The organism is Haloarcula salina, from assembly GCF_010119195.1.
In the GTDB taxonomy this organism is placed as follows: domain Archaea; phylum Halobacteriota; class Halobacteria; order Halobacteriales; family Haloarculaceae; genus Haloarcula; species Haloarcula salina.
In genome coordinates this window covers 297,628-324,102 of sequence record NZ_WRXL01000003.1, presented here as the reverse complement: position 1 = coordinate 324,102, position 26,475 = coordinate 297,628, and the positions used below count along the sequence as shown (strand labels likewise).

The 26,475-nt window shown below is 67.5% G+C and carries 23 protein-coding genes and 1 pseudogene; 13 read left to right on the top strand and 11 right to left on the bottom strand.

From position 1 onward, the window contains the following. Nucleotides 1-129: 129 nt before the first annotated feature. Nucleotides 130-1,218 (bottom strand): helix-turn-helix transcriptional regulator, encoded by a 1,089-nt coding sequence (locus tag GM656_RS10040; protein WP_162413525.1) that lies wholly within the window; start codon nucleotides 1,216-1,218, stop codon nucleotides 130-132. A gap of 143 nt (nucleotides 1,219-1,361) precedes the next feature. Between GM656_RS10040 and GM656_RS10035 the strand changes: the two are divergent. The 7 genes and pseudogenes from GM656_RS10035 (at nucleotide 1,362) to GM656_RS10005 (ending at nucleotide 9,861) form a co-directional block, all read left to right on the top strand. Next, nucleotides 1,362-1,549 (top strand): annotated as a pseudogene (locus GM656_RS10035) (DUF7554 family protein). A 40-nt stretch (nucleotides 1,550-1,589) separates the two neighbouring features. Next, nucleotides 1,590-2,099, top strand: a complete 510-nt coding sequence (locus GM656_RS10030; RefSeq protein ID WP_162413524.1) for a 2'-5' RNA ligase family protein — start codon at nucleotides 1,590-1,592, stop codon at nucleotides 2,097-2,099. Nucleotides 2,100-2,287: 188 nt separating this feature from the next. Further along, nucleotides 2,288-2,710 (top strand): PPC domain-containing DNA-binding protein, encoded by a 423-nt coding sequence (locus tag GM656_RS10025; RefSeq protein WP_162413523.1) that lies wholly within the window; start codon nucleotides 2,288-2,290, stop codon nucleotides 2,708-2,710. Nucleotide 2,711: 1 nt separating this feature from the next. Further along, nucleotides 2,712-6,371 carry a DNA polymerase II large subunit gene (locus GM656_RS10020; RefSeq protein WP_162413522.1) on the top strand — a complete coding sequence of 1,220 codons (3,660 nt, stop codon included), beginning with the start codon at nucleotides 2,712-2,714 and terminating at the stop codon, nucleotides 6,369-6,371. 114 nt (nucleotides 6,372-6,485) lie between these two features. Then, entirely contained in the window at nucleotides 6,486-8,549 is a 2,064-nt protein-coding gene (locus GM656_RS10015; RefSeq protein ID WP_162413521.1) for a hybrid sensor histidine kinase/response regulator, read from the top strand. Further along, nucleotides 8,542-9,588: a sensor histidine kinase gene (locus tag GM656_RS10010; RefSeq protein ID WP_162413520.1), complete on the top strand. Its 1,047-nt coding sequence runs from the start codon at nucleotides 8,542-8,544 to the stop codon at nucleotides 9,586-9,588. Before GM656_RS10015 ends, GM656_RS10010 begins: the two co-directional genes overlap by 8 nt. 57 nt (nucleotides 9,589-9,645) lie before the next feature. Continuing rightward, entirely contained in the window at nucleotides 9,646-9,861 is a 216-nt protein-coding gene (locus GM656_RS10005; RefSeq protein WP_162413519.1) for a hypothetical protein, read from the top strand. Nucleotides 9,862-9,899: 38 nt separating this feature from the next. Here GM656_RS10005 and serA read toward each other — a convergent pair whose 3' ends face one another. The 3 genes from serA to GM656_RS19100 all read right to left on the bottom strand — a co-directional run bounded on the left by serA (nucleotide 9,900) and on the right by GM656_RS19100 (nucleotide 12,034). Then, nucleotides 9,900-11,486: a phosphoglycerate dehydrogenase gene (serA, locus tag GM656_RS10000; RefSeq protein WP_162413518.1), complete on the bottom strand. Its 1,587-nt coding sequence runs from the start codon at nucleotides 11,484-11,486 to the stop codon at nucleotides 9,900-9,902. Between the two features lie 150 nt (nucleotides 11,487-11,636). After that, the gene (locus GM656_RS09995; protein WP_162413228.1) at nucleotides 11,637-11,807 is read right to left on the bottom strand and encodes a hypothetical protein; all 171 of its coding nucleotides are present in this window, start codon (nucleotides 11,805-11,807) and stop codon (nucleotides 11,637-11,639) included. 59 nt (nucleotides 11,808-11,866) lie between these two features. Further along, entirely contained in the window at nucleotides 11,867-12,034 is a 168-nt protein-coding gene (locus GM656_RS19100; protein ID WP_174242965.1) for a DUF7556 family protein, read from the bottom strand. Between the two features lie 403 nt (nucleotides 12,035-12,437). Between GM656_RS19100 and GM656_RS09990 the strand changes: the two genes are divergently transcribed. The 4 genes from GM656_RS09990 to GM656_RS09975 all read left to right on the top strand — a co-directional run bounded on the left by GM656_RS09990 (nucleotide 12,438) and on the right by GM656_RS09975 (nucleotide 18,246). After that, complete coding sequence (locus GM656_RS09990) at nucleotides 12,438-13,283, top strand: CBS domain-containing protein (RefSeq protein WP_162413517.1); 846 nt, start codon at nucleotides 12,438-12,440, stop codon at nucleotides 13,281-13,283. After that, nucleotides 13,280-15,016 (top strand): glycine--tRNA ligase, encoded by a 1,737-nt coding sequence (gene glyS / locus GM656_RS09985; RefSeq protein ID WP_162413516.1) that lies wholly within the window; start codon nucleotides 13,280-13,282, stop codon nucleotides 15,014-15,016. Before GM656_RS09990 ends, glyS begins: the two co-directional genes overlap by 4 nt. Then, nucleotides 15,017-15,607 (top strand): dolichol kinase, encoded by a 591-nt coding sequence (locus tag GM656_RS09980; RefSeq protein WP_162413515.1) that lies wholly within the window; start codon nucleotides 15,017-15,019, stop codon nucleotides 15,605-15,607. Between the two features lie 77 nt (nucleotides 15,608-15,684). Further along, nucleotides 15,685-18,246, top strand: coding sequence for a DEAD/DEAH box helicase (locus tag GM656_RS09975; RefSeq protein ID WP_162413514.1), 2,562 nt, complete (start codon nucleotides 15,685-15,687; stop codon nucleotides 18,244-18,246). Between the two features lie 2 nt (nucleotides 18,247-18,248). Here GM656_RS09975 and GM656_RS09970 read toward each other — a convergent pair whose 3' ends face one another. Then, nucleotides 18,249-19,127 (bottom strand): Sjogren's syndrome/scleroderma autoantigen 1 family protein, encoded by an 879-nt coding sequence (locus tag GM656_RS09970; RefSeq protein WP_162413513.1) that lies wholly within the window; start codon nucleotides 19,125-19,127, stop codon nucleotides 18,249-18,251. A 142-nt stretch (nucleotides 19,128-19,269) separates the two neighbouring features. Here GM656_RS09970 and mdh point away from each other — a divergent pair, with 142 nt between their 5' ends. After that, a complete protein-coding gene (gene mdh / locus GM656_RS09965; protein ID WP_162413512.1) occupies nucleotides 19,270-20,184 on the top strand; it encodes a malate dehydrogenase in 915 nt (304 codons plus the stop codon). Between the two features lie 158 nt (nucleotides 20,185-20,342). Here mdh and GM656_RS19510 read toward each other — a convergent pair whose 3' ends face one another. From GM656_RS19510 to GM656_RS09950, 4 genes are all read right to left on the bottom strand, one after another. Then, entirely contained in the window at nucleotides 20,343-20,474 is a 132-nt protein-coding gene (locus GM656_RS19510) for a hypothetical protein (RefSeq protein WP_277815051.1), read from the bottom strand. Between the two features lie 144 nt (nucleotides 20,475-20,618). Further along, a complete protein-coding gene (locus GM656_RS09960; RefSeq protein ID WP_162413511.1) occupies nucleotides 20,619-21,266 on the bottom strand; it encodes an OapC/ArvC family zinc-ribbon domain-containing protein in 648 nt (215 codons plus the stop codon). Next, nucleotides 21,266-21,649, bottom strand: a complete 384-nt coding sequence (locus GM656_RS09955; RefSeq protein ID WP_162413510.1) for a DUF2073 domain-containing protein — start codon at nucleotides 21,647-21,649, stop codon at nucleotides 21,266-21,268. The genes GM656_RS09960 and GM656_RS09955 overlap by 1 nt, the downstream gene beginning before the upstream one ends. Nucleotides 21,650-21,654: 5 nt before the next feature. Further along, nucleotides 21,655-22,296 carry an Era-like GTP-binding protein gene (locus tag GM656_RS09950; RefSeq protein WP_004590329.1) on the bottom strand — a complete coding sequence of 214 codons (642 nt, stop codon included), beginning with the start codon at nucleotides 22,294-22,296 and terminating at the stop codon, nucleotides 21,655-21,657. Between the two features lie 1,060 nt (nucleotides 22,297-23,356). Between GM656_RS09950 and GM656_RS09945 the strand changes: the two genes are divergently transcribed. Next, nucleotides 23,357-24,916, top strand: coding sequence for a Cdc6/Cdc18 family protein (locus GM656_RS09945; RefSeq protein ID WP_162413509.1), 1,560 nt, complete (start codon nucleotides 23,357-23,359; stop codon nucleotides 24,914-24,916). A gap of 27 nt (nucleotides 24,917-24,943) precedes the next feature. On the opposite strand, the gene GM656_RS09940 is transcribed toward GM656_RS09945, so the two are convergent. Further along, the gene (locus GM656_RS09940) at nucleotides 24,944-25,633 is read right to left on the bottom strand and encodes a S26 family signal peptidase (RefSeq protein ID WP_241692745.1); all 690 of its coding nucleotides are present in this window, start codon (nucleotides 25,631-25,633) and stop codon (nucleotides 24,944-24,946) included. 29 nt (nucleotides 25,634-25,662) lie between these two features. Further along, nucleotides 25,663-26,406, bottom strand: a complete 744-nt coding sequence (locus GM656_RS09935) for a S24/S26 family peptidase (protein ID WP_162413508.1) — start codon at nucleotides 26,404-26,406, stop codon at nucleotides 25,663-25,665. Between the last annotated feature and the right edge of the window lie 69 nt (nucleotides 26,407-26,475).

Genomic DNA, 26,475 nt, shown 5'->3' with positions numbered 1-26,475 from the left:
GTCGCCCCCGAAGACCCTATAAATAGCCGGTCGTCGTCCCGGATTTGTGCCGATTAAGCCGGATTAAACCGCCTGGCAGCGCCGTCACGGGCCGTCGAGGCACGTGAATCGTCGATACCTTTATTACCGCTACTCGTCGCCCGAGTCGCCGCCGTCGGTCCCGCCGGTCAGTTCGGTGTCCGGGAGCGTCACGACGTTCTCCCGACCGATACGGAACGTCTCGACCTCGTCGTCGTCCCGCAGGCCGCTGATGACCTGGCTGGTCTTGGCGTCGGTCCAGTCCAGTTCGCTCGCGACCCGCTGTTGCTTGAGTCGACCGCCGTTCGCTTCGAGCAGCTGGACGACCTGTTCCTCGTTGCTCAGGAGGTCCTGGGGCGGGGTCTCCGCACCGGCCCCTCCGTTCGCGTCGTTCGGCGGCGGGGTCGCGGTGTCCGCAGTCGAGTCACCCGACTCGGTCGGCCCGGACCGGTCCGGCGAGTCGTCGCCATCCGATAGCCCGTACCGCCGGACGGCGTAGGCCGCGACGACGAGAGCGACCAGCCCGATCGCCGCGACGACGAGCAGAGTGTTCGGCCCGCCGTCATCCGACGCAGCGGCCCCGCTGGTGACGACGGCGCGGGGCTCGTCCGCGCCGAACTCCTGTTGGCCGCGCCACGTGACCGACGTGTTGGTCCGTTCGTCCGGCGACGGGGTGACGCCTTCGGCCCGGTACGCGGACGGCCAGCGCACCGTCAGCGAGGTCTCACCGTCGAGGAACAACCCCGAGAGCGAGTCGCCGATCTCGAGTCGCCCGTCGGACGCCGCCGCGAAGTTCGTCCACGCGAACCGGTAGGTGACGACGCCGTAGGTCTGGCCGAGCGTCTCCGTCCGCGTCTGGACCGTGACGTTCTCGATGGTCATCTCGCGCCCCGTGGCGTTCTCGGCCGCGCGTGCGGTGCGTTCCATTCGTCCCGCGAAGCGGTCCGTGTACGCCGACGAGTTGGCCCGGACGTCGGCCTGCAGGTCCTCGAACGCCGCCGTCTCGTTGTCGTCGGCCAGCCGGACGCGGTAGGCCACCGTCCAGTCCGCGCTCCCGTCGGCCCCCACGTCGGCAGTCATCACGACCACGTCGGGGTCGACCGACTGCTGGTCGAGCGCGCCGAACCCGGCCGCCGCCGGCGGGACGAGCATCGCTACGGCGAGCAGTACGACCGCCACCGTTCCGAGCGTCCGACCCATTCTACCGCGGCTTCCCGCTCGGCGGGTATATGGTTTATTGCCGATCGTGCGGCGCGCTACCGAGTCAACAACCGGACCGCGACGCGGCCGCGCCCGTCGGAACAGCCACAAGGGGTTTGACGCGGCCGCTCGACCCGTCGCCTATGGACAGAGCAGAACTCGACGTGGACACCTCCTGAAGGTCGTTCTCGCGCTGGTCGTCGTCTGGCTGGCGCTAGAGATACTGGATGTCGTCCTCGGGCTGTTGACCGGCCTGCTCGGGTTCTTACAGCCCCTCCTGGGCGTCGTCCTCGTCGTCCTCATCGTCCTCTGGCTGGTCGACCGGCTGTAGGATCGCGTCTCTTTTGCCACAGCCCGGCGTCAGCCGGCGTGTGTACAGCCTCAACGTCCCGCTCCCGTCGGAGATCACGACGCTGGCGGCCGATCTCGCGACCGAACTGCCGCTGGCCGAGGAACGGGGGCGGGGCGAGCACACCCTCGTCGCCAAGCGACTGGGCAGTGGCGATCACGCGGCGTACGCGCGCCTGGAAGCGCAAGCGCGCGACTCGCTGCACGGCCAGCCGACGTTCGAGGCGGCGGTGACGGGCATCGAGCAGTTCGAGACGGCGGCGACCGGACCGTCGCCGGTGGTGTACCTCGCCGTCGAGAGCCCGGGACTGCTCGCGCTCCACGAGCGCCTCTGCGAGCGATTCGACGCCGTTGCGGGGGTTGAGGGGGGAGACTACGTCCCGCACGTGACGATAGCCCGCGGCGGCGACGCCGACGCGGCCCGACGGCTGGTCGAGCGGGAGATCGAGCCGGTCCGGTGGTCCGTCGAGGCGCTCGCCTTTTTCGACGCCGACCTCGGGCAGGAAGTGAGCCGGGTCTCGCTCCCGGCGTGAGCGTAGCGAGGGCTATCCGGAGGTGGTGTGGCGAACAGGCGGCACGCGTCGCTCCCGGCGCGTCGTGCCGCCCGACCGCGTCTCGCGCCGGGACCCGAATCAGATCACAGCGGCCCTGGCCCCGGCTTTCGATATAAACGTCGGGTCGAAAGCAACGCTTTTGGACCGGCCTGTCGTTCGGTACGCATATGGATTATCGGGAAGTCGACAGCACGTCCGAGTACGTCTGCCGGCTGGAGCACGGCGCGGACTGGCGCGAGGAGATCGAAACGTTCGCCGACAAGCGGAGCATCGACGCCGGCTTCTTCTACGGCCTCGGCGCGGTGCAGGACGCCGAGTTGATGTTCTACGACCAGGACCGTACCGAGTACGACTCGATGACGTTCGACGAGCCCCTGGAGGTCGCCGCCTGCATGGGGAACGTCTCACACCTCGACGGCGAGCGCTTCGCCCACACGCACGCGGTCCTCTCGCGACCCGACGGCGAGGCGATCGCCGGCCACCTGAACCGCGCGACCGTCTGGGCGGGCGAGCTGTACGTCCGCGCGTTCGACGCGAAACTCAAGCGGGAACACGACGACGCGACGGACCTCGACCTCTGGAACGTGTAGCATGCGGGAGGCCGACGAACGGTACTTCGAAACGCTCGAAAGCCAGCTCGAGGACGCCTTCGACGTGGCCGAGCGGGCGAAACAGCGCGGCGGCGACCCGAAGCCCGAGGTCGAGATCCCGACCGCGCGCGACATGGCCGACCGCGTCGAGAACATCCTCGGCATCGAGGGCGTCGCCGAGCGCGTCCGCGAACTGGAGGGCCAGATGTCCCGCGAGGAGGCGGCGCTGGAACTGGTCGACGACTTCGTCGAGGGGACCGTCGGCGACTACGACAGCCGCGAGGGGAAAGTCGAGGGCGCGGTCCGGACCGCCGTGGCCCTGCTGACCGAGGGGGTCGTCGCCGCCCCCATCGAGGGCATCGACCGCGTCGAGCTGCTGGAGAACGACGACGGCACGGAGTTCATCAACGTCTACTACGCCGGCCCGATCCGCTCGGCCGGCGGGACGGCCCAGGCGCTCTCGGTGCTGGTCGCGGACTACGCCCGTGCGCTGCTCGGAATCGACCAGTACAAGGCCCGCGACGACGAGATCGGCCGCTACGCCGAGGAGGTCGACCTCTACGACAAGGACACCGGCCTGCAGTACTCGCCCAAGGAGAAGGAGACGAAGTTCATCGCCGAGCACATGCCCATCATGCTGGACGGCGAGGCGACCGGCGACGAGGAGGTCTCGGGCTACCGGGACCTAGAGCGGGTGGACTCGAACTCCCCCCGGGGCGGGATGTGTCTGGTGCTCGCCGAGGGGATTGCGCTCAAGGCCCCGAAGATCCAGCGCTACACGCGGAACTTGGACGAGATCGACTGGCCGTGGCTCCAGGACCTCATCGACGGAACCATCGGAGAGAGCGAGACCGAGGCCGACGACGAGGGCTCGGAGGACGCGAGCGGCGACGGTGACGAGGCCGACGACGAGGGCGACGACGCAGACGGGGACGAGGAGAGCGACGACGTGCCGGGCCCGCCCCGCGTCGACCCCGCGAAGAAGTACCTGCGAGACCTCATCGCCGGCCGACCGGTGTTCTCCCATCCGTCGAAGGCGGGCGGCTTCCGCCTGCGCTACGGTCGGGCGCGCAACCACGGTTTCGCGACCGCCGGCGTCCACCCGGCGACGATGCACCTCGTCGACGACTTCCTCGCGACCGGGACCCAGATCAAGACCGAGCGGCCGGGAAAGGCGGCCGGCGTCGTCCCCGTCGACACCATCGAGGGCCCGACCGTGCGCCTCGCGAACGGCGAGGTCCGGCGCATCGACGACGCCGAGGAGGCCCTGGAAGTGCGCAACGGCGTCGAGAAGATCATCGATCTCGGCGAGTACCTCGTCAACTACGGCGAGTTCGTCGAGAACAACCACCCGCTCGCGCCGGCCTCCTACACCGTCGAGTGGTGGAGCCAGGACCTCGACGCCGCGGGCGCGGACGTACAGGCGATGCGGGACTCCCCGCGGATCGACCTCGACGACCCAAGCGCCGACGAGGCCCTCGAGTGGGCCACCGAGTACGACGCGCCGCTGCACCCGAAGTACACCTACCTCTGGCACGACGTGAGCGTCGAGCAGGTCGGCGCGCTCGCCGACGCGGTCGAGGACAGTCACATCGCCCAGGCCGACGGGGCGTACGCCGACCCCGAGGCGGAGGACAGAGCGGGCGACGCTCACACCGACGACGGCGCGCTGGTCTTCCCGCGCACGGACGCCGTCCAGGAGACCCTCGAACACCTGCTCGTCGAACACACGCAGGACGACGACACCGTCACGGTCACCGACTGGGTTCCGCTGGTGCGGACGCTCGGGTTCTCCCGGTCGCTGGAGCGCGACTGGACGTTCGCCGACCTCTCCGAGCGCGCGCGGACCTACGGCGAGAGCGAGTCGGTCGACGCCATCGGCGTCTCGGAGGACGCCGAACCGGAAGACGGGCAGAACGCCGTCGAGGCCATCAACGAGGTCGCGCCCTTCGAGGTCCGCGAGCGCGCCCCGACACGCATCGGTAACCGGATGGGCCGGCCGGAGAAGTCAGAGCGCCGCGACCTCTCGCCGGCCGTCCACACGCTCAGCCCCATCGGCGAGGCCGGCGGCGCACAGCGCGACGTGGCGAAGGCCACGAAGCACGCCGACGACATGAGCGACACGCCCGGCCGCGTCGAGGTCGAGATCGCCCGCCGGCGCTGTCGCGACTGCGGCACCGAGACCCACCACGCTTGCTGTCCGGACTGCGGAACCACGGCGGACCCGGTGTACGTCTGCCCCGACTGCGAATCGGAGGTCGAACCGGACGAGTCCGGCCGGGCAGAGTGCCCCCGCTGTGAGACGCTGGCCTCGCCCACGCAGTACAAGGAACTGGACCTCCGTGCGGCCTACCGCAACGCCCTGGAGAGCGTCGGCGAGCGCGAGACCGCCTTCGACACGCTGAAAGCCGTCAAGGGGCTGACCTCCGGCGAGAAGGCCCCCGAGCCGATGGAGAAGGGCATCCTCCGGGCGAAACACGACGTGTCGGCGTTCAAAGACGGCACCGTCCGCTACGACATGACGGACCTGCCCGTGACCGCCGTCCGGCCGGCCGAACTGGACGTGACCGCCGACCGACTCCGGGCGCTGGGCTACGACGAGGACATCCACGGCGACCCGCTGACCCACGACGACCAGCTGGTCGAGCTGAAGGTCCAGGACATCGTCCTGTCGGACGGCGCGGCGGAACACATGCTTCAGACCGCGCGATTCGTCGACGACCTGCTGAAGCAGTACTACGGGCTGGAGCGCTTCTACGAGTTCGACGACCGCGAGGACCTCGTCGGCGAACTCGTATTCGGGATGGCCCCCCACACCAGCGCGGCGACCGTCGGCCGCGTCGTCGGCTTCACATCAGCTGCCGTAGGTTATGCACATCCGTATTTTCACGCGGCTAAGCGTCGGAACTGCGATGGTGACGAAGATTGCGTCATGCTCCTGATGGACGGCCTGCTGAACTTCTCGCGAAAGTTCCTGCCGGACAAGCGCGGCGGGCGGATGGACGCGCCGCTGGTGATGTCCTCGCGCATCGATCCCAGCGAGATCGACGACGAGGCCCACAACATGGACATCATGGCGACCTATCCCCGCGAGTTCTACGAGGCCACGCGGGAACTGAAAGACCCGACGGAGGTCGAGGACGTGATGAAGATCGCCGAGGAGACGCTGGGCACCGACCGCGAGTACACGGAGTTCATGCACACCCACGACACGACGAACATCGCGGCGGGACCGGACCTCTCGGCGTACAAGACCCTCGGGTCGATGGAGGACAAGATGGACGCCCAACTGGAGATTTCCCGGAAGCTGCGGGCCGTCGTCGAGAGCGACGTGGCCGAGCGGATCATCGAGTACCACTTCCTGCCGGACCTCATCGGGAACCTCCGGGCGTTCTCCAGACAGGAGGTCAGGTGTCTGGACTGCGGGGAGTCGTTCCGGCGCGCCCCGCTGACCGGCGACTGCCGTGAGTGCGGCGGCCGCGTGAACCTCACGGTCCACGAGGGGTCGGTTAACAAGTACATCGACACGGCCATCCGCGTCGCCGAGGAGTTCGGCGCGCGCGACTACACGAAACAGCGACTCGAAGTCCTCGAGCAGTCGATCGAGTCCGTGTTCGAAGACGACCACAACAAGCAGTCCGGCATCGCGGACTTCATGTAGCCCGCCGGGCGCGAGAACGTGTTCGCCCTTACATTTAAAGCCCCACTTCGTTCTCACTCCCCTGTAATCTGGGGGACGCTATAATACGATTACTGAGAGAGAGACGGTCAAGAGATGCCTCGAGACGTGCTGGTCGTCGACGACATCGTAGATCGACGAGCGTACGAGACCGGTCTCGGTTCGGCGGACGAGTACGCCGTGGTGGACTCGGTCGACGACATCGCCGACGCGTTCGACCGGGCCGGCGTCGTCGTCTACGATCACGGACGCCCCGAGATCGAGTTTCGAGAACTGAAAGAGACGGTCCGAACCGTCGGGGGGACGCGGTACGTCGTCGTCGTCGCCGACGCGACACCGACGCCGGCGCTCCTGTCGCTCCCGTGCGACGACTACCTCCGGAAGCCGGTCGACGGCGACGACCTCCGGACGGCGGTCGACCGGGCGAGGGCGCTCGGTGACGGCGAGGTCCGCGAAGCGGCGACGCTGGTCCGGAAAGCGCAGGCGCTGTCGGCCGCCAGTTCGAGCGAGGAGCTCGAGCGGAATCGGGAGTTCCGCCGCGTCCGAGGACGGCTTCGCGAGCTAGCGCGCCCGGACATCCTCGGCGAACTCGACCGGATCGACGGCGACGTGCTGTCCGCGCACCTGGCGCTGATCCGGGGGAGCGACGGTCGACGCGAGCACCGAACCGACGGCGGCGAAGCGGTCGACAGGCGCGTCTCGAACGCGGACATCAGCCCGTGGAAGTTCCGGGAGGCGGTCGAGAGCGCGGGCCACGCCGTCGTCTTCACCGACCGCGAGGGCGTCATCGAGTACGTCAATCCGGCGTTCGAGGAACTGACCGGCTACGACGCGACGGAGGTCATGGGGAACACGCCGCGGGTGCTCAAGTCCGGGGAGCACGACGCCGCGTTCTACGAGGACCTGTGGGACACCGTCACGGCCGGCGAGGTCTGGCAGGGCGAACTGGTCAACGAGCGCGCGGACGGCGAGCGATACGTCATCGAGCAGACCATCGCGCCGCTCCCGCACGACGGCGAGCCGCGGGGCTTCGTCGCCATCAACACGGACATCACGGAGAAGCGCAACCGTGAGCGAAAGATCGAGGCACTCCACGAGGCCACGCGGGACCTGCTCAGCGCCGACACTCCGTCGGCGGTCGCCGCCGAAGTGGGCGAGGCCATCGAGTCCATTTTGGAGTTTCGCATCAACGTCATCCGTGTGCTGCGAGACGGGGAGCTCTGTCCCGTCCACGTCAACGACAAGGCCGAGGAACTGCTCTCCGAGCGCCCGGCCTACGAGGTCGGCGAGAGCTTCGCCGGCGAGGCCTTCGCCGAGCAGGAGGCGACCGTCTACACCGACATCCGGGACCACGACGGCGGTGACGACCTCCGGCCGGTCGTCTCGTGGCTCTACGTCCCCATCGACAGCTACGGCCTCATCAGCGTCGGCCAGACCGAGGCGAACGCCTTCGACGAGACGGACCTGAACCTCGTCCAGATCCTCGCGAGCAACGCCGAGATCGCGCTCCAGCGGCTCGAGCACGAGCGGAAACTCCAGCGCGAGAACGAGCGCCTCGAACGGTTCGCGAGCACCGTCTCGCACGACCTTCGGAACCCCCTGCAGGTCGCCGAGGGGACGCTGAGCCAACTGCACGACTTCAACGAGGAGATCGATCGGATGCGCCAGGCCCATGAGCGCATGGAGGAGGTCATCGAGGGCGTGCTGACCCTGACGCGTCAGGGCAACCGCGTCGAGGAGCCGGAGCCGGTCGACCTCGGGACGCTCGCGCGGACCTGCTGGGACCACGTCAGTTCCTGCGGGACCGACCTGGTCGTCGAGTCCGAGGCCCTCGTCGTCTCGGGCGACGACACCCGACTGAAACACCTCTTCGAGAACCTCTTTCGCAACGCCGTCACGCACGGACAGGCGTCGACGGTTCGAGTGGGAGACCTCGACGGCGGCTTCTACGTCGCCGACGACGGTGTCGGTATCCCGGCCGACGAGCGGGACGGCGTCTTCGACAACGGGTACACGACGAGCGACGACGGGACCGGGCTGGGGCTGACAATCGTCGACGAGATCGCTCGCGCGCACGACTGGGAGGTCTCGGTGACCGAGAGCGAGAGCGGCGGGGCTCGCTTCGAGTTCGTCTCCGCCGGCCAGTACCGGCATGAGTGACGACGACCGCTTCCGGGGGCTGTTCGAACACACGAGCGACGCCGTCGCCGAGGTGGAGTTCGTCGACGACGAGCCCGTCGTTCGGGCCGTGAACGACGCGTTCGTCGACATCTTCGGCGTCGAGCGCGACCAGGTTCGCGGCGACTCGCTGACGGCCCACGTCGAACCCGACGGCGAGGAGCGCGAGCGGCCGGTTGACGACGATAGGACGGCCGGGAACGGGTTCTGTCGAGGGGTCATCACCAGGGAGACGGCGACCGGACCGCGACAGTTCTCCTGCCGGGTCGTCTCGACCGAGTCCGACCGGGCGCTGGTGCTCTACACCGACGTGACCGCGGCCCACCGAATGGAGCAACACCACCAGGTGCTCCACCGCGTGTTGCGACACAACCTCAGGAACAAGCTCGTGCCGCTGCTCGACGGCGCGGAGCGGCTGTCGACGGAGCTCTCCGGCGATCTCGGCCAGCAGGCGTCGCTGATGGCGATGGCCGCACGTGAACTGTCCGGGCTGAGCGAGACGGCCGGGAAACTGGAGTACGTGATGGAGTCGACGGCGGTGACGGAGTCGCGGGTCGACCTCGTGGCGTGCCTGCGGTCGGTCCTCGCCGAGTACGACGCGTCGACGGTCGACGTCGCCGTCGAGGGCGACGGAGCGGTGCTCGTGGCGGCCGACGACCGGCTCGAAGTCGCGCTGGCACAGCTCGTCGAGAACGGGATCAAACACGCCGACGGCGAGCCGGGGCTGTCGATTTCGATCCGTAGCGAGGCCGGCGACGCGGTGGCAGAGATCAGCGACGACGGGCCGGGCCTGCCGGAGAACGAGCGGGCGGTGCTGTTCGGCGACCAGCCGATCACGCAGCTCAGACACAGCACCGGGCTGGGGCTGTGGCTGACGAAGTGGATTCTCGAATGTCACGGCGGGAGCCTCGCCTACGACAGGCGCGACGAGCGGACGACGCTCACGGTCCGGGTCCCGCTGGCGACCGAGCGGCCGGTGGTGGCGAACGGGAAGCGGGAGCGCGAGGAGCGGAGCGACTGACGGGCGCGTGACAACCGTCCGACGGGTGTTTTTGCCCGTGGCGCCGCTTCGGTCGATATGGCCTCGTCCCGCAGTACAGTGTCGACAATCGACTCCGAGGAGCGGTCGGGCTCTTCGTTACCGTCGTCCCGACAGACGCCGAGTACGATCTATCAGCTACAGATCGCGATGTTACGCTCGCAGATCGCGATGCTCGAAACGGCGCTCGAACGAGAGCGAGAACACCGCCAGGCCGTCGTCGACAGATACGAGCGCGTCCTCGACGCGAAGTAGCCGAGCCGGCGGTCGAAAACCCAGTCGCGTTTTTTGCCTTACTCGTCGCCGAGCGCGACGTAGGTCGTCTCGATGATGCGGTCGTCGGACTGGAGGCGGTCGAGCACGTCGTTCATCGGCGGCTCGTCGAGGTTGTAGACGGAGAGGGCCTCCCCGCCGATGGTCTCGCGGCCGTTGAACATCCCGGCGATGTTGATGTCGGACTCGCCGAGCACCGTCCCGATGAAGCCGATGGTACCGGGCTCGTCCTTGTTGCGGACGACGAGCATGTGACCGTGCGGGACGGCCTCGATACGGAAGTCGTCGATGCGGACGATGCGCGGTTCCTCGCCGCCGAACTGGGTCCCGCAGACGGAGACGGACTCCTCGCCGTCGGAGACGGTGACGGTGATGAGGCTCTGGTAGTCCTCCGAGGAGCGGGTCTTGGACTCGGTCACGTCGATGCCGCGGTCCTCGGCGATCTGGGGTGCGTTGACGGCGTTGACCTGCAGGTCCGAGGGCGCGAAGACGCCCTTCAGCGCGCTGGCGGTGACGTACTCCACGTCCTCCTCGGCGATGTCACCGGCGTAGGTGACCTCGACGGTGGACATGTGGCCGCCGAACAGCTGGACGGCGATGCGACCGGCGGTGTCGGCCAGGTCGAGGTACGGCCCGACCTCCCGGAACGTCGCCTCGTCGAGCGAGGGGGCGTTCAGGGCGTTCGCGACCGGTTCCTCGTTGAACGCGGCGACGACCTGGTCGGCCGTGGACGTGGCGACGTTCTCCTGGGCGGCCTCCGTGGACGCGCCGAGGTGGGGCGTGACGATGACGTCCTCCACGTCGAGCAGGGGGCTGTCCTCGGGGAGCGGTTCCTCGCCGAAGACGTCGAGCGCCGCGCCCTTGAGCAGGCCGTCCTCGACGGCCTCGGCCAGCGCCGGCTCGTCGATGATGCCGCCGCGGGCGCAGTTGATGACGTAGCCGCCCTCCAGCTGGGCGAGTTCCTCCTCGCCGATCATGTTCTCGGTCTCGGGAGTCAGCGGCGTGTGGATGGTGACGAAGTCGGCGGCCGCGAGGCAGTCGTCGAGGTCGTCGACCAGTTCCGCGCCGAACTGCTCGGCGCGCTCCTCGCTGATGTAGGGGTCGAACGTGACGATGTCCATGCCCAGGCCCCCGAGGCGCTTCGCGACCTCCTGACCGACGCGGCCGAAGCCGACCACGCCGAGGGTCTTGTTGTTGACCTCCGTGCCGAGGAATTCGCCCTTCGCCCACTCGCCGCCCTTGAGTCGGTCGTGGGCCTGCGGGATGGAGCGCGCGGTGGCAAAGGCCATCGCGACGGAGTGCTCGGCGGCCGCCCGGACGTTGCCCTCGGGAGCGTTGGCGACGATGACGCCGTGGTCGGTGGCGGCGTCGATGTCGATGTTGTCGACGCCGATACCGGCCCGGCCGACGATGACGAGGTCGGGTGCGGCGGCGAACACTTCCTCGGTGACCTGCGTGCCGGAGCGGACGATGAGCGCGTTCACGTCGGCCACCGCTTCCAGGAGCGCGTCGCCCTCGACGTCGTAGGCTGTCTCGACTTCGTGGCCCGCCTCGCGCAGTCGTTCGAGGCCGGCGTCAGCGATCGGGTCCGTGACGAGTACCTTCATATCGAGTCGAACTTACCGGGACGCCATAACGCTTGTTTTCTCCGCGCGAGCGGGGACTGCGCGCCCGTTCGTGAGGGTGTCGCACGCTCGTACGGTCGGTGTGCCAGCGACCGTCACGCCCGTCGCGCTCCCGGCGAGTCGGCGGCCCGGCTAGCCGCTCGACTCGTCCTCGTTCCCGGTGGTCGCGTCGGACAGGGACGGCTCCTCGGAGCGGTAGTCGCGGCCGAAAAACCCTCGGAGGGCCATCGTCGTGCCGATGTACGACGCCGCGACGAGGAGGACGAACCCGACGGCGAACGAGAGGACGGTTCCAGAGAACATGTCCGAGAACACCGACTCGACGGGCAAAACGGTGCCGCTGTCGGAAACCGACGCGGCGTCTACCGCCAGGCCGGAAGCGTGGCTGCCTCTTCGAGCGGCACCGTCAGATACGCGTCGTCCTGTGTCACGTCCGCGATGATGAACTGGTCGGTGTCGCCTTCCTCGACGGAAGCCATGACCTCTGCGTCCGCGGCAACTTCGACTGGGGCAACCGTGTCCGGCTCCATGCATGACAATATGTAACAACCGTATAAAAATATAGCGAAACCCGTAGACGGTGGGTCGATTCGCTCCCACCACGCGTCTGACAATAGTTCGGATGCTGTCAGGACCGGTGCGTCCAGGGGCCTGTTCCCGGACGGATCGCCATCGGCATACACCTGATACGTAAAGTGATAGCGCCTGTAGACCGCGGGTCGCTCGACGGGACAGGTCCGGACTGAATAAATGATATATTCAATATACATCTGAGGTCCGAGTCGGTGAGCGAGGAGCGGGTGGCGTTACGAGGACAGACTGCTGTAACACTTCGAACGCACGCGACACCGTCGCGCGATTTCACCGGACGAGCGGCGGGAAAGCGGACGGATGTTAAGGACTTAGTAGATGCGGGCAGGAGGTTTTGGCAGTATGAACGTCGCAGACGCTATGACGCCGCGCTCGGAGGTCGTCACGGTCTCGATTCCGGGCACCCGTGACGACGTACTGGAGTATCTACAGGAGCGGGGCTTCTCGTCGGTCCCGGTGATAAAGGAAACCGAGGGCGGCGAGGAGTTCCGCGGGATCGTCTCGCGGGACGCGCTCATCGAGCGCCCCGACGAGGACCAGCTCGCCCTCCTCGTCGAGGAGGTGCCGACGATCAGCGCGGACACGACCATCGAAGCCGCCGCACAGCTCATGGTCGGCGAGGGAGAACGCCGCGTCCCGGTCGTCGACGGCCGCCTCGAAGGCATCATCACGATCACGGACGTGATCCGCGCCATCGCTAACGGCGACGTCGACGGTGACCGCATCGTCGGCGACCTCGCGGAGCGCGACATCAACTGCGTGTACGCCGAGACGCCGCTGACCGTCGCCGAACGCGAACTCTCGCACGCCAACGTCCCCTACGGCGTCGTCCTCGACGACGACGGCGACATGACGGGGATGCTCACCGAGGTCGACATCATCGAGGTCGCCCGCGTCGTCGAGGGCGAGGACGACACCGGCGACTCCATCGCCAACCAGGACGACGAGTGGGCCTGGGAGGGCATCAAAGCCGTCGGCGGGCGCTACATGCCGACCCGGAACGTCGAGATCCCCGTCGAGCCGGTCAGCGAGTTCATGACCGGCGACGTGGTGACGGTGAACAAGCGCCGGACGGCGGCTGAGGCGGCGCAGCTGATGATCGAGCACGACATCGAACAGATCCCGCTGCTGTCCGGCGACGAGCTCACGGGCATCGTCCGGGACATCGACCTGCTGCAGGGCCTATGAACGAGGGCGAGCGCCTCACCGAGCTGGCCAAGCGCCGCGGCTTCTACTTCCCGTCTGCGAGCGCCTACGGCGGCGCGTCCGGTTTCTGGACCTACGGCCCGCAGGGGGCCGCGCTGAAGTCGAACGTCGAGGACGCCTGGCGCGACCGCTACGTCGTCAAGGAGGGCCACCAGGAGATCTCCGCGCCCACCGTGATGCCCGAGCCCGTCTTCGAGGCGTCGGGCCACCTCGACGGCTTCGACGACATGATAATCGAGTGCGGCGAGTGCGGCGCGACCCACCGCGCCGACCACGTCGTCGAGGACAACACCGACGTCGAGGAGGCCGAGTCGCTCCCGAACGAGGAGGTCATGGACCTCATCGCCGAACACGGTATCGAGTGTCCCTCCTGTGGCGCGTCGCTGGCCGGCGAGCCCGTCGAGAACTTCAATCTGATGTTCGAGACGAACATCGGGCCCGGCTCGTCCTCGCCCGGCTACCTCCGCCCGGAGACGGCACAGGGCATCTTCGTCGAGTTCCCGCAGCTCTCGGAGTACGCCCGGAACCAGCTCCCCTTCGGCGTCGCCCAGATCGGCAAGGCCTACCGCAACGAGATCTCGCCGCGGAAGTCGCTGGTCCGCGTCCGGGAGTTTACACAGGCCGAACTGGAGCACTTCGTCGACCCCGAGGAGGACGAGCCGCCGCTGGCCGAGGTCGCCGACGTGACGCTGCCGCTGTACTCCGCGGAATCGCAGCAGGCCGACGACGGCGGCCAGCGCGACCTCACCGTCCGCGAGGCCGTCGACGAGGGCGTCGTCGCCAGCGACTGGGTCGCCTACTACCTCGGCGTCTCCAAGCGGTGGTACGAGCGCATCGGCGTCGACATGGACCGCTTCCGGTACCGCCAGCACCTCGCCGGCGAGCGCGCCCACTACGCCTCGGACTGCTGGGACGCCGAGAGCGAGGTCGACGGCGACTGGATCGAGATCACCGGCTTCGCCTACCGCGGCGACTACGACCTCTCGAAGCACGCCGAGCACTCCGGCGAGGACTTCACCGTCTTCAAGCAGTACGACGAGCCGATCACCGTCGAGCGCGCCACCGTCGACCCCGACATGAGCTACCTCGGGCCGGAGTTCGGCGGCGACGCGCAGCGGGTCGCCGACGCGCTCGAAGCGCTGGCCGAGCGCGACCCGAGCGCCTTCGACGCAGACGAGGTGACCGTCGAAATCGACGGCGAGGACTACGCGGTCCCCGTCGAGCAGACGAACTTCAGCGTCGACGAGGTGACCGAGAGCGGCGAGCACGTCCGCCCGCACGTGGTCGAACCATCCTTCGGCGTGGGCCGGATCATCTACACGGTCCTCGCGCACGCGTACGAGACCGACGAGGTCGACGGCGAGGAGCGGACCTACCTCTCGCTCCCGCCCGAGCAGGCCCCGACGACGGTCGGCGTCTTCCCCCTGATGGACAAGGACGGGATGGACGACCTCGCCCGCGAGATCGCCGGTGACCTCCGCTCGGCCGGCCTGTCGGTGACCTACGACGACTCCGGGGCCATCGGCCGTCGCTACCGCCGCCAGGACGAGGTCGGCACGCCCTACTGCGTCACTGTCGACTACGAGGCACTGGAAGACGACACCGTGACCGTCCGCGAGCGCGACACGACCGAACAGAAGCGACTCCCCGTCGACGGACTGGCGGAGACGCTCGAACAGCTCAACACCGGCGAACTCACCTTCGACGACCTGTAAATGGCCGACGAGGTGTCACGACGGCTCGTCCACGTCACGGGCGCGACGGTCCCGCTCGCCCACCTGCTCCGCCCGGACCTGATCACGTGGCGCGTCGTCCGGGGCTTTCTGGCCGTCGCGCTCGCGGTCGTCGTCGTCCTCGAAGCCGTCCGGCTGACGACCGGTCTCGACTGGGTCGTCTACGACCGCCTCACGCGCGAGTACGAGCAGGACAACCCCGCCGGCTACGCGCTGTACATCGTCGGGATGGCCGCCGTCGCCTTCGCCGTAGGGCTGCCGGGCGTGACGACCGACATCGCCGTCCCCGCGATGCTGATGCTCGCCATCGGCGACCCCATCAGCGGCCTCCTCGGGTCCGGGGACGCGAGCAGCGTCAAGCAGGCCTGGGTCCTGCTCGTGATGTTCGGCGTCTGTACGCTGCTCGCGGCCCCGTTCGTCTCGACCGCCGCGGCGGTCCTCGGCGGCGCGGCGGCCACCTTCGCCGACGGCGTCAAGCCCCGCATCGCCGGCTACGTCATCGACGACAACTTCTCGATCCCGGTCCTCGGCGCGCTAGCGATGTGGGTCGGCGTCCAGTACCTCCCGTTCTGATCAGCCGCTCAGCGACCGCCTTCACTTTCACCGCGGTATCTGAACGCTTAACCGCGGCCGGGTCGAACGCGTGGGTAATGTCGACCGCCGACGCCGGTGGCGAGCACGTCGAGCGCCCGCTCGTCGTCCCGGAGTTCCTGGAGAACCGCCGCTATCAGGTCGAACTGGCCGAGACGGCGAGTGCCGGCCACACGCTGGTGTGTCTCCCGACGGGGCTGGGCAAGACGACCGTCTCGCTGCTGGTGACCGCCGAGCGCCTCCACGCCGTCGGCGGGAAGTCGCTCATGCTGGCCCCGACGAAGCCGCTGGTCCAGCAACACGCCGAGTTCTACCGCGAGGCTCTCGAAATCGACCCCGAGGAGGTCGTCGTGTTCACCGGCGAGGTACGCCCCGACGACCGCGCCGACCTCTGGGCGGACGCCCGCATCGTCATCGCGACGCCGCAGGTCGTCGAGAACGACCTCGTCGGCAACCGGATCTCCATGGCGGACGTGACCCACTGCACCTTCGACGAGTGCCACCGCGCGACCGGCGACTACGCCTACAACTACATCGCCGACCGCTACCACGCCGACGCCGAGGATCCCCTCGTGACGGGCATGAGCGCCTCGCCCGGCGACGACGAGGAGGCCATCCTCGAGGTCTGTGAGAACCTCGGGCTCTCCGAGGTGGCCGTGATGACCGAGGACGACGCCGACGTGGCCGAGTACACCCACGACACGAGCGTCGAGTGGAACCGCATCGAACTGCCCGACCTCGTCGTCGAGATCCGCGACGCCATCAACGCGGTCATCGAGGAGCGCCTCGGGAAGCTGAAGGAACTCGGCGTCACGAACAAGTCCTCCGCCGACGTCTCCGAGCGCGAGATCCAGGGGATGCAGGCCGAACTCCGCAAGCTGATGGACAACGACCAGAGCGAGGGCTACCAGGGGATGAGCCTGCTCGCCGAGATCCGGAAGCTGCGGACCGCCGTCACCTACGTCGAGACCCAGAGCGTCGAGTCCCTGCGGCGGTACTTCGAGCGCCTGAAGGAGGCCGCCCGCTCCTCCGGCGCGTCGAAGGCCGACCAGCGCCTCGTCAGCGAGCCGAAGGTCCGCGAGGCGATGCGCAAGGCCGAGTCCTACGACGACCTCCACCCGAAGTTCCGCCAGACCCGAATGCTGCTCGCGGAGACGCTCGGCATCGAGAACGGCGAGCGCGTCATCGTCTTCACCGAGTCCCGCGACACCGCCGAGACGCTCGTGGACTTCCTCTCGAACCACTTCGAGACCGAGAAGTTCGTCGGCCAGAGCGACACCGACGGCAGCGAGGGGATGACACAGAGCCAGCAACAGGAGACCCTCGACCGCTTCCGGGGCGGGGAGTTCGAAGTGCTCGTCTCCACCTCCGTCGCCGAAGAGGGCCTCGACGTGCCCGAGGTCGACCTCGTGCTGTTCTACGAGCCGGTCCCGACCGCGATCCGCGCCATCCAGCGCAAGGGGCGGACCGGCCGCCAGGCCGAGGGTCGCGTCGTCGTCCTGCTCGCCGAGGACACCCGCGACGAGGCGTACTTCTGGAAGGCCCGGAACGACCAGAAGCGGATGAAACGCGAGCTGAACGAACTCAAGAGCGTCGCCGGCGAACTGGAGGCCGAGCTCGGGCAGGCCGGCCTCGACGAGTACGAGGGCGGGGGTGAGGCGACCGACACCGACGCAACCGACGCCGAAGCGGGGGCCGCTTCCAGTGGAACAGGTGGGGGAGAAACCCATACACAGGAGTCGGGTTCCAGTCGAAACGGAAGCGGTCGGACGGGCGACACGTCGGGCGAGGACGGCGACGGGCAGGCCGGCCTCGACGCGTTCGCCGCCGACGCGGCCGCCGGGGCGAGCGAGGCGGCTCGCAAAACCGCGACGGACGGCGAAGACGAGTCTGGCGACGGCGATGCGGCGAGTGAGCCGGAGGAAGCCGACGGCGACGGGACCGTCGCGAGCGCGGGGACCGACGCCGACGAGATCGAGATCGTCGCCGACCAGCGGGAGCTTGACTCCACCATCGCCCGGGACCTCTCGACGCGCGAGGGGATCGAAACGCGACTCGAGACGCTGGCCGTCGGCGACTACGTCCTCTCGGACCGCGTCGTCGTCGAGCGAAAGACCGTCGCGGACTTCATGGACACGCTGACCGGCGGCGACCGCTCGATGTTCGAGCAGGTCGGGGACGCCACTCGCCACTACGCCCGCCCCGTGGTCGTCATCGAGGGCGAGGACCTCTACGGCGCGCGCAACGTCCACCACAAGGCCATCCAGGGCGCGCTCGCCTCGCTGGCGGTCGACTTCGGCGCGAGCATCGTCCGCACCGCCGACGAGGGCGAGACGGCCGACTTGCTGGAGGTCATCGCCGAGCGCGAACAGGACGTCTCGGACCGCGAGGTGAGCGTCCACGGGGAGAAACAGTCCAAGACGCTGGCCGAGCAACAGGAGTACGTCGTCGCCTCTATCGCCGAGGTCGGCCCGGTGACGGCGCGGACGCTCCTCGAGGCGTTCGGGAGCGTGGAAGCCGTGATGACCGCCGACCGCGAGGACCTGCTCGACGTGTCCGGCATCGGCGAGGTGACCGCCGACCGCATCCGCGAGGTCGTCGCCGCCGACTACGAGCCCTAGTCTCAGAACGTCGCCGCGTCGAGCGCCTCGGCCGCTTCTCGCGCCGCCTGGAGGTGTTCGCGGGCCTCTCGCGGATTGTCCGTCGCCGCGGCGCGCTCGGCGAACCGGTGGACCGTTTGTGCCAGCAGCGTCGCCGCCGCGTCGAGTTCGGCCCCCGCGTCGTCGCTGCCGGCGCGCGACCAGTGCTGTCGAGGGGAAACGGGGGGGTTTCCGCCGCCCGTTTCGGGTCGGCCGTCCGGGCCGGTGTCCGCGCCAGTGGTGCGCTCCGCCCCCGATTCAGCGGCGTCAGCGGCTCCGGAGCGAACCCCCCGACCCCCCTCCGGTTCGGGTGGAGCGGCAGTCCCGTCGGTCACCGGTCCCGTTTCGGATGCGTCTGGGGCCGATCCGGCATCGGAGGCGGAGCGCGCGGGCCGTTCAGCCTCGGGAGCCGCGTCCGAGGGCGGCGTCGAATCGGTCGCCGCGTCGGCGGTCTCGGACTCGCCGGTCGTACCAGAGGCGTCGGTCGTCTGGTCCTCGCCGTCGGCGTCGCCGCCGAACTGGACGCGGGCCTCGTCGCTCGGGTCGGCGACCTCGATGTGGTCGCCGTCGTCTGCGCCGTCGCGCTGGTCGCGCTCGGCCCCGTCGGCGTCGGCTGTTCCGTCGGCTTCGTCCGCACCGCTCGCCGCGTCCTCGCGCGCGACGGGCTTCTGGCAGGTCGGGCAGAACTCCTGGCCGTCGTAGCGGAAGATGGGGTCGCCGCAGTCGCTGCAGTGGGCGTTGGTCATCGTCGCGCCCTTCAACAGGAGCTCGCTCATCTGCTCGGTCGTCTGGCGCTTCTCGTCTTCCTTCTCGAACTTCTCGCGGAGTTTCTCTCGTTCGGCTTCCTTGTCGAAGTCGCTCATACCCGTCACAACGCCGCGGGGCTGAAAACCGTTTTCGGGTACGGGACGGGCGAGTAAGGGGCGAGCGCGTCGGCCACGTTCCTCGCCGTGGAACAGGGGTTTCGACACGTTTAACGTCCGTGCGAGTGGGCTTTCGAATGGTATGACAAAGGTAAGCGTAGTCGGCGCGGCCGGAACGGTCGGCGCTGCCGCAGGGTACAACATCGCACTCCGAGACATCGCCGACGAAGTCGTCTTCGTCGACATCCCGGACAAGGAAGACGACACGGTGGGACAGGCCGCGGACACGAACCACGGGATCGCCTACGACTCCAACACGACGGTCCGGCAGGGCGGCTACGAGGACACCGCCGGCTCCGACGTGGTCGTCATCACGGCCGGCATCCCGCGCCAGCCCGGACAGACGCGAATCGACCTCGCCGGCGACAACGCGCCCATCATGGAGGACATCCAGTCCTCGCTGGACGAGCACAACGACGACTACATCTCGCTGACCACTTCGAACCCCGTCGACCTGCTCAACCGCCACCTCTACGAGGCCGGCGACCGCTCGCGCGAGCAGGTCATCGGCTTCGGCGGCCGCCTCGACTCGGCGCGCTTCCGCTACGTGCTGAGCGAGGAGTTCGACTCCCCGGTCCAGAACGTCGAGGGGACCATCCTCGGCGAGCACGGCGACGCGCAGGTCCCCGTGTTCTCGAAGGTCCGCGTCGACGGGACCGACCCCGAGTTCAGCGACGACGAGAAGGAACAGCTGCTGGGCGACCTCCAGGAGTCCGCCATGGACGTCATCGAGCGCAAGGGCGCGACCGAGTGGGGTCCCGCCCGCGGCGTCGCCCACATGGTCGAGGCCATCGTCCGCGACACCGGCGAGGTGCTGCCGGCGTCGGTCAAACTCCAGGGCGAGTTCGGCCACGAGGACACCGCCTTCGGCGTCCCGGTCCGACTCGGCAGCGACGGCGTCGAGGAGATCGTCGAGTGGGACCTCGACGACTACGAGCAGGAACTGATGAGCGAGGCGGCCGAGAAGCTCTCCGAGCAGTACGACAAGATCGCGTAACCGGACGACGCCCGTTCGGTCCTTTTTCCAAGGCGGCGCGCGCGAACCACGTTCGAACGCGACGGGATGGTAACGACCGAACCCGTCGTCTCGCACGCTACGTTCGCGACGGCAGGCTCCGTATCGCCCACTGGCGAGGCCGGGCGCATCCGTCGCGCTCAGGCGCGCTCGTCCTGCTCGTCGAGCAAGTCCGCGTCGGAACCGTCACACCCGGTGTCGATGTCGGTCCCGAGGAGCGACGCCCACTCTTCGAGGTGTGAGTCCGATGCCGAGAGTTCTCGGTGGCCCATGCGTTATCGGAAGCATCTCTGGCATATTATATAATGGTTGTGCCGGTGGTAGGCGGAAAGCGGTCGCTGGGCAGTCTACGACGTGTTCAGGGAAGTCTGGTACCGTATCGAGTGCACGCGAAACGGCGGGAGGCGGACCCGTCCTCACTCGGACTGGATGGGGTCGGGGACCTGGATGGAGTACCGGCCGTCCTCCTGGAGCGCGATGATGTACTCCTCGCGGTCGTACAGTTCCATCAGGTTCAGTTCGTACTGCCCGGGTTCGAGCACCTTGATCGACTCGAACTGGTCGTTGAGTTCCTCGCGAAGTTCCTGGAGGTCCGGGCGGTCGTCGCGCTCGGGCTCCTCCGGCGGGTCCGGGTCCGCGCCGACGGGGCGGAACTGGTGCTCGTCGTCCGACGGTTCGGGCGCGGCCGAGGGGAGTTCGTCGGGTTCGACCACGTCGCCGCGCGCGCTCGCCTGCGCGGCGTCCTCGGTGGTCGAAGACGGGCGCTCGGGCTCGGATTGGGGCCGCTCACCGGCGGGCGCGCCGCTGGACCGCGAGTCGGGCGCGTCCGTCGAGGACGACCCGCTGACGAAGTCGCGAACCGAGGCGGCGGTCTTTCCGACGGTCCGAGCGACCGAGCTGTCGGGACCCGGTGGTTCCGGTGGCTCCGCGTCCGGCGTCTCGGTGGCGTCGACGCCCTCGGGCTGAAACTGGAACTTGTTCCCGCCGCAGTCGGGACAGCCCGAGAGCATCTCCTTCGAGCCGTCGTCGAAGCCACGGCCGCAGTTCGTGCACTGGTGGGGCATTATTTCCGGGAGACGAGGGCGCTGATGAGCGTTTCGTCCTTGTGGAGCGTCTCGATCTGGTTCGCCGGTCCGATGACGGTCAGCTTCTGGGTCGACTGCTTGCCCATCAGGCGGTCGAGGATGCTTGCATCGGCGGTCTGGGACTTGGGATAGGTCTCGATCTCGATGCCGTTGAACTCGTCGGGACTGATCTCGGTCATTGTCACTTCGATGAGCCGGGACTCCTCGTCGGGCGAGAGCCCTTCTTCGAGGATGACGATGTTCCCGTCACGGACGCCGTCGAGGATCATCCGTATCTTCTCCATCGAGGCGAGACCGTCCATCCGCTCGCCGCTGATGAGGTCGATCTGGACGCCGTCGTCTGGGTCTTTGACTTCTGCCATCTAGATCACCCGAAGTACTCCGCGATCTTGTCGTATACCTCGTCCATGTTGTCCCCTTCCAGCGCGGACAGCGGGATGGTCTCGTGTTGCGGGTAGGCGTTTCGGATGCGCTGGACCGACGACTCCTCCAAGTCGATCTTGTTCGCGAGGATCAACACCGGGAGGTCCTGGCTCTCGATGATGCCGATGAGCATCGTGTTGACCTGCGTGAACGGGTCGGTCGCGGAGTCTAAGACGTAGATGACGCCGTCGACGTCCTCGCGGAGCCAGTGCATCGCCTCGGCGACGCCCTCCGTGGCCTCGCGGGAGCGACGGACGGCGTCGTCTTTCTCCATGTCGTGTTCCAGGAACTCGGTGTAGTCGACCTTCGTCGTCACGCCGGGCGTGTCGACGATGTCGATTGTGACTTTCTTCCCGTCGCGTTCGATTTCGACGTTCTCCTTTCGACGCGCGCGGCGCGTCTCGTGGGGCACGTGGCTCTCCGGTCCGACGGCGTCGCCGGTCCAGTCCCGGGCGATCCGGTTCGCGAGGGTCGTCTTGCCGGCGTTCGGCGGGCCGTAGATGCCGATCCGCTTCGGATCTTCCTCGGAGAACAGCGTCGATGCTGCACGTGAAATGCTATCTTTTAGGTTTGTAAGCAGTCCCATCCTATCCTCCCGCCGCCCGGAGGTGTCCGGTATGGCGGCTCTGCCCGTAAAAGATAGGCGAATTTACTTAAGCCTACGTCAGACAAACATATGTTCGCTGACGAGTGTCCGGAGGGATCGGTTCGGGTGGAACGACACAGAACGTCGGGGTCCTCGTCTGAGGTGAGAGACAGAGGTGCGAATCCGGACGGATATCGGTCCGCCGAGCAAGGGCGGCTCGGATTCGGTGGGGAGGGAGAATGCCCCCCACCCCCTCGTTTCAGGTGGAACCGGAATCCCCTCCGGGGGGAGGGCGGACCGAGGCGGATTACGACGGAAGTGAGGCGTATTCTTGCGCGAAGGCAACGGTCGGATTTCTAAGCTAGGAGGGGTCTTCCACTAGAAACAGGCCCTAGATACACTCTTTATATCTTCTCTCTTTCTAGTGCGGATTTGGTTTAATATATTGTATATTAAATCTTTCCTCTTCCAGCTAGAATAGTCTCGTTGCCACCCCCTCCCCCCACTCCTCTTAGCCGTTCCACCCGAAACGAGGGGGTGGGGGGGTCGACCCGATAACGTCCCGTTTACTGGTCTAATCCCCCGAGTAATCTGAGTGCAGCCTGCCTCACGCCGCGGCCAACACGTTCGAGGCGAAACGTCCACCTCGGCACGCCGACCTCCCCACCATTTCCCGTCGACGGCCGATCAACGCACCTCGGCCAGTCGAATCTCACCGACTAGCATCCGAAACCACATCGTCCACGATCACTTCTTCCTGCGATTCGATGAGGCCGGAAACAACGACCGTACCCTTCCCAGCCCGTCTATATATTTCAGATAAAAAACAGCATCTCGAAGAGAAACTATACAGCTGAATCCACCGGTAACGGGGCGCACGTCGGCATCGCAGTTGTTGGACCGAAATACTTAATATCTAATCACGGAACGGTTCATGTGGTTCAACTGGACGCCGGAGAGCGGCGATTCCTGCTAACGACAGCGTTGACGGCCTCTTCGCCCTCTCTATCGCAATCTCCGATGCGCTCTCCACTCGAAACGAAGGGGTACCCTCTCGATTATGACCGACGCAAGCGACGATACGGATCCGACGCCCGACTCGTCGACGGACGACACGTCGAACGCCGTCGACGGGGACCGACCTCGAGACGACAGTCCGCCGTCGGGGTCGTCCGACCTCGACGACGTGATCCTCGACAGCCTCGACACCGGAAACGACGACTCCTCGGACGAGGCTTCGCGCGGGCTCTTCGACGACCTCCTCGAAGGCGAGCCGATCTTCGAGAACAAGGAGGTGCTCCGCCCGTCGTATACGCCGCACAAACTGCCCCACCGCGAGGAGCAGATCAACAACATGGCGACGATTCTCGTCACCGCGTTGCGCGGTGACACGCCGTCGAACATCCTCATCTACGGGAAGACCGGGACCGGTAAGACGGCGAGCGCGAAGTTCGTCAGCGAGGAACTGGAGACCACTTCACAGAAGTACGAGGTCCCCTGCGAGGTCGAGTACATCAACTGCGAGGTGACGGACACCCAGTACCGCGTGCTGGCCCAGCTCGCAAACAAGTTCATCGACAAGAACGCGGCGCTCATCGACGACCGCATCGACGACCTCGACGACCTCCGGTCGCGCGCACGCGAAGACGCGGACGCCCTCGACGAGACCACGTACGGCTCGCTGGATGCGCTCGACGCGGAGATCGAGTCTCTTGAGGCCGACAAGGCGGAGTTCGAGGAGGTCCCCATGACCGGGTGGCCGACCGACCGCGTCTACAGCTCGTTTTTCGACGCCGTCGACTACCACGAGCGCGTGGTCGTCATCATGCTCGACGAGATCGACAAGCTCGTCGAGAAGAGCGGCGACGACACGCTGTACAACCTCTCGCGGATGAACTCCGAACTGGAGAACTCCCGCGTGTCGATCATGGGCATCTCGAACGACCTGAAGTTCACCGACTTCCTCGACCCGCGGGTCAAGTCGAGCCTCGGCGAGGAGGAGATCGTCTTCCCGCCCTACGACGCGAATCAGCTCCGGGACATCCTCCAGGCGCGCTCGGACGTGGCGTTCAAAGACGACGCGCTCACCGAGGACGTGATTCCGCTGTGTGCGGCCTTCGCCGCCCAGGAACACGGCGACGCCCGTCGCGCGCTCGACCTCCTCCGGACCGCGGGGGAGCTGGCCGAGCGCGACCAGACGGACAACGTCCTCGAAGACCACGTCAGGCAGGCCCAGGAGAAGATCGAACTCGACCGCGTCGTGGAGGTCGTACGCACCCTCCCCACCCAGTCGAAGATCGTCCTGTTCGCGATCATCCTCCTGGAGAAAAACGGCGTCCGCAACATCAACACCGGCGAGGTGTTCAACATCTACAAGAACCTCTGTGAGGAGATCGACGCCGACATCCTGACACAGCGCCGCGTCACCGACCTCATCTCCGAACTGGACATGCTCGGCATCGTCAACGCCGTCGTCGTCTCGAAGGGGCGCTACGGCCGGACGAAGGAAATCTCGCTGTCCGTGCCCACGGAGGAGACGGAGGCCGTACTCCTCTCTGACTCGCGGCTCGGGGACATCGAGGACGTCCAGCCGTTCGTGCAGGCCCGCTTCGACAACTGAGTCCGTCCGGGCTCGCGTGGCCGGTCGTCACGCCGGGGCCGTCACGTTCGCTCCGGTGGCGTTCGTCTGGTTTCTACCGATCTCCGGCCGCGTCGTCGCCCTGGCCTCGCTCCACTGGAGTCGAATCTGCCCCAGCAGTGGGACCCGTAGCTCCGCGGTGCCTATGACCCAATCGGGCTTGACCGGGTCGCTGATGGGGTTCGATCCGACCTGGTCGTAGGCCCCGTTGTTGTCGCCCTTGGTGATGAACCCGGAGTACTCCGCCGGACAGGAGGTCAGTTGCTCGCAGTTGTCCGCGCCCCCGATGTACGCCGGATCGGCGCGGTCGTACCAGTTCTCGCCGTCCTCGACCCAGAGCATCGCCCGATGGATGATCGGCGTCTGGTCGCCGTTCCCGTCGGGCTTGTACACGATCACGTCGCCGGTGCGCTGGAACTTCGTGTACCCGCCGTCGCTCGCGGCCGTGACGACGCCGTGGTGGGCACCGGGCCCGGAGAAGCGCGCTTCCTCCATCACGAACACGAGGTCCCCCTCCTTGATGTGCGGGTCCATGCTCGGGCTCTCGATGGCGACGAGCGGGGGCCACACCCCGCTGACGGCGAACAGCAGGATTCCCACGAGCAGCACCGAGCCGGCGCTGCTGACGACGTCGGTCACGTACACGATCCCACCCGGCTCGTCGTCCTCGTCCGACGACCGACGGTCTCGACCGGCCATTCCTATCGCGAGTACTCGGAGGCCGCCAATCAACCTTCTGTTGTCACGTTGGAACTTCCGCCCGTCGGCTCGCGTCCGCTCGCCGCTCCGATGTCCGGAGCGTCGGCGGCGACGGCCGCCGACAGCTCGTCGCCGGCGGTCGGCCACAGCCGAACGAAGCCGAGGCGGGGAATCCTGACGACGCCGGTCCCGACGACCCACGTCGGGCGGACGACGGTGCTGGTCCCCGTCACCTGGTCGTACGCCCCGTTGTGATCTCCCTTGGTGACGAAGCCGCTGTGCGGGGCCGGGCAGTTCCGCAGGTCCCGACAGCTGTCGGCGCTCCCGACGGCGTCGTCGTCCGCTCTGTCGTACCAGTTCTCGCCGTCCTCGACCCAGAACATCGCGCGGTGGATGACCGGCGTCCGCCGCTCGTTCCCGTTCGGCTCGAAGACGATGACGTCGCCGGACCGCTCGAAAGTCCGATACCCGGTCCCGGAACCGCGCTCGGCGGTGACGACGCCGTGGCGGGCGTCGGGGCCGGGGAACCGCTCTTCGTCCATGATGAACACCATGTCACCGGTGTCGATGTGTGGCTCCATGCTCCCGCTCTCGATGGCGACGAGCGGTGGCCACACCCCGCTGACGGCGAAGAGGAAGAGGCCGACCAGCACGACGGCGCCGACGCTCGTGCCGACGTCTCGCAGGTACACCGCCCACGGGGCGGCGTCAGTTTCGGGCCCTCGCTGCTCGGACTCTGTCGGCGTGCCGTCCGTCGACGTGTCGGGGCCCATCCGTACCTCGCGTTGCCGACACCGCGGCATCAATCTTGTGTCGGGCGGCGGTCCGCTATCCTTTTGCCC

Bases quoted from the DNA above. Each gene is read 5' to 3' on its own strand.
- GM656_RS10040 (WP_162413525.1), bottom strand. From the start codon at position 1,218: ATGGGTCGGACGCTCGGAACGGTGGCGGTCGTACTGCTCGCCGTAGCG.
- GM656_RS10025 (WP_162413523.1), top strand. From the start codon at position 2,288: ATGGATTATCGGGAAGTCGACAGCACGTCCGAGTACGTCTGCCGGCTG.
- GM656_RS10020 (WP_162413522.1), top strand. From the start codon at position 2,712: ATGCGGGAGGCCGACGAACGGTACTTCGAAACGCTCGAAAGCCAGCTC.
- GM656_RS10015 (WP_162413521.1), top strand. From the start codon at position 6,486: ATGCCTCGAGACGTGCTGGTCGTCGACGACATCGTAGATCGACGAGCG.
- GM656_RS10010 (WP_162413520.1), top strand. From the start codon at position 8,542: ATGAGTGACGACGACCGCTTCCGGGGGCTGTTCGAACACACGAGCGAC.
- GM656_RS10005 (WP_162413519.1), top strand. From the start codon at position 9,646: ATGGCCTCGTCCCGCAGTACAGTGTCGACAATCGACTCCGAGGAGCGG.
- serA (WP_162413518.1), bottom strand. From the start codon at position 11,486: ATGAAGGTACTCGTCACGGACCCGATCGCTGACGCCGGCCTCGAACGA.
- GM656_RS09995 (WP_162413228.1), bottom strand. From the start codon at position 11,807: ATGTTCTCTGGAACCGTCCTCTCGTTCGCCGTCGGGTTCGTCCTCCTC.
- GM656_RS19100 (WP_174242965.1), bottom strand. From the start codon at position 12,034: ATGGAGCCGGACACGGTTGCCCCAGTCGAAGTTGCCGCGGACGCAGAG.
- GM656_RS09990 (WP_162413517.1), top strand. From the start codon at position 12,438: ATGAACGTCGCAGACGCTATGACGCCGCGCTCGGAGGTCGTCACGGTC.
- glyS (WP_162413516.1), top strand. From the start codon at position 13,280: ATGAACGAGGGCGAGCGCCTCACCGAGCTGGCCAAGCGCCGCGGCTTC.
- GM656_RS09980 (WP_162413515.1), top strand. From the start codon at position 15,017: ATGGCCGACGAGGTGTCACGACGGCTCGTCCACGTCACGGGCGCGACG.
- GM656_RS09975 (WP_162413514.1), top strand. From the start codon at position 15,685: ATGTCGACCGCCGACGCCGGTGGCGAGCACGTCGAGCGCCCGCTCGTC.
- GM656_RS09970 (WP_162413513.1), bottom strand. From the start codon at position 19,127: ATGAGCGACTTCGACAAGGAAGCCGAACGAGAGAAACTCCGCGAGAAG.
- mdh (WP_162413512.1), top strand. From the start codon at position 19,270: ATGACAAAGGTAAGCGTAGTCGGCGCGGCCGGAACGGTCGGCGCTGCC.
- GM656_RS19510 (WP_277815051.1), bottom strand. From the start codon at position 20,474: ATGGGCCACCGAGAACTCTCGGCATCGGACTCACACCTCGAAGAGTGG.
- GM656_RS09960 (WP_162413511.1), bottom strand. From the start codon at position 21,266: ATGCCCCACCAGTGCACGAACTGCGGCCGTGGCTTCGACGACGGCTCG.
- GM656_RS09955 (WP_162413510.1), bottom strand. From the start codon at position 21,649: ATGGCAGAAGTCAAAGACCCAGACGACGGCGTCCAGATCGACCTCATC.
- GM656_RS09950 (WP_004590329.1), bottom strand. From the start codon at position 22,296: ATGGGACTGCTTACAAACCTAAAAGATAGCATTTCACGTGCAGCATCG.
- GM656_RS09945 (WP_162413509.1), top strand. From the start codon at position 23,357: ATGACCGACGCAAGCGACGATACGGATCCGACGCCCGACTCGTCGACG.
- GM656_RS09940 (WP_241692745.1), bottom strand. From the start codon at position 25,633: ATGGCCGGTCGAGACCGTCGGTCGTCGGACGAGGACGACGAGCCGGGT.
- GM656_RS09935 (WP_162413508.1), bottom strand. From the start codon at position 26,406: ATGGGCCCCGACACGTCGACGGACGGCACGCCGACAGAGTCCGAGCAG.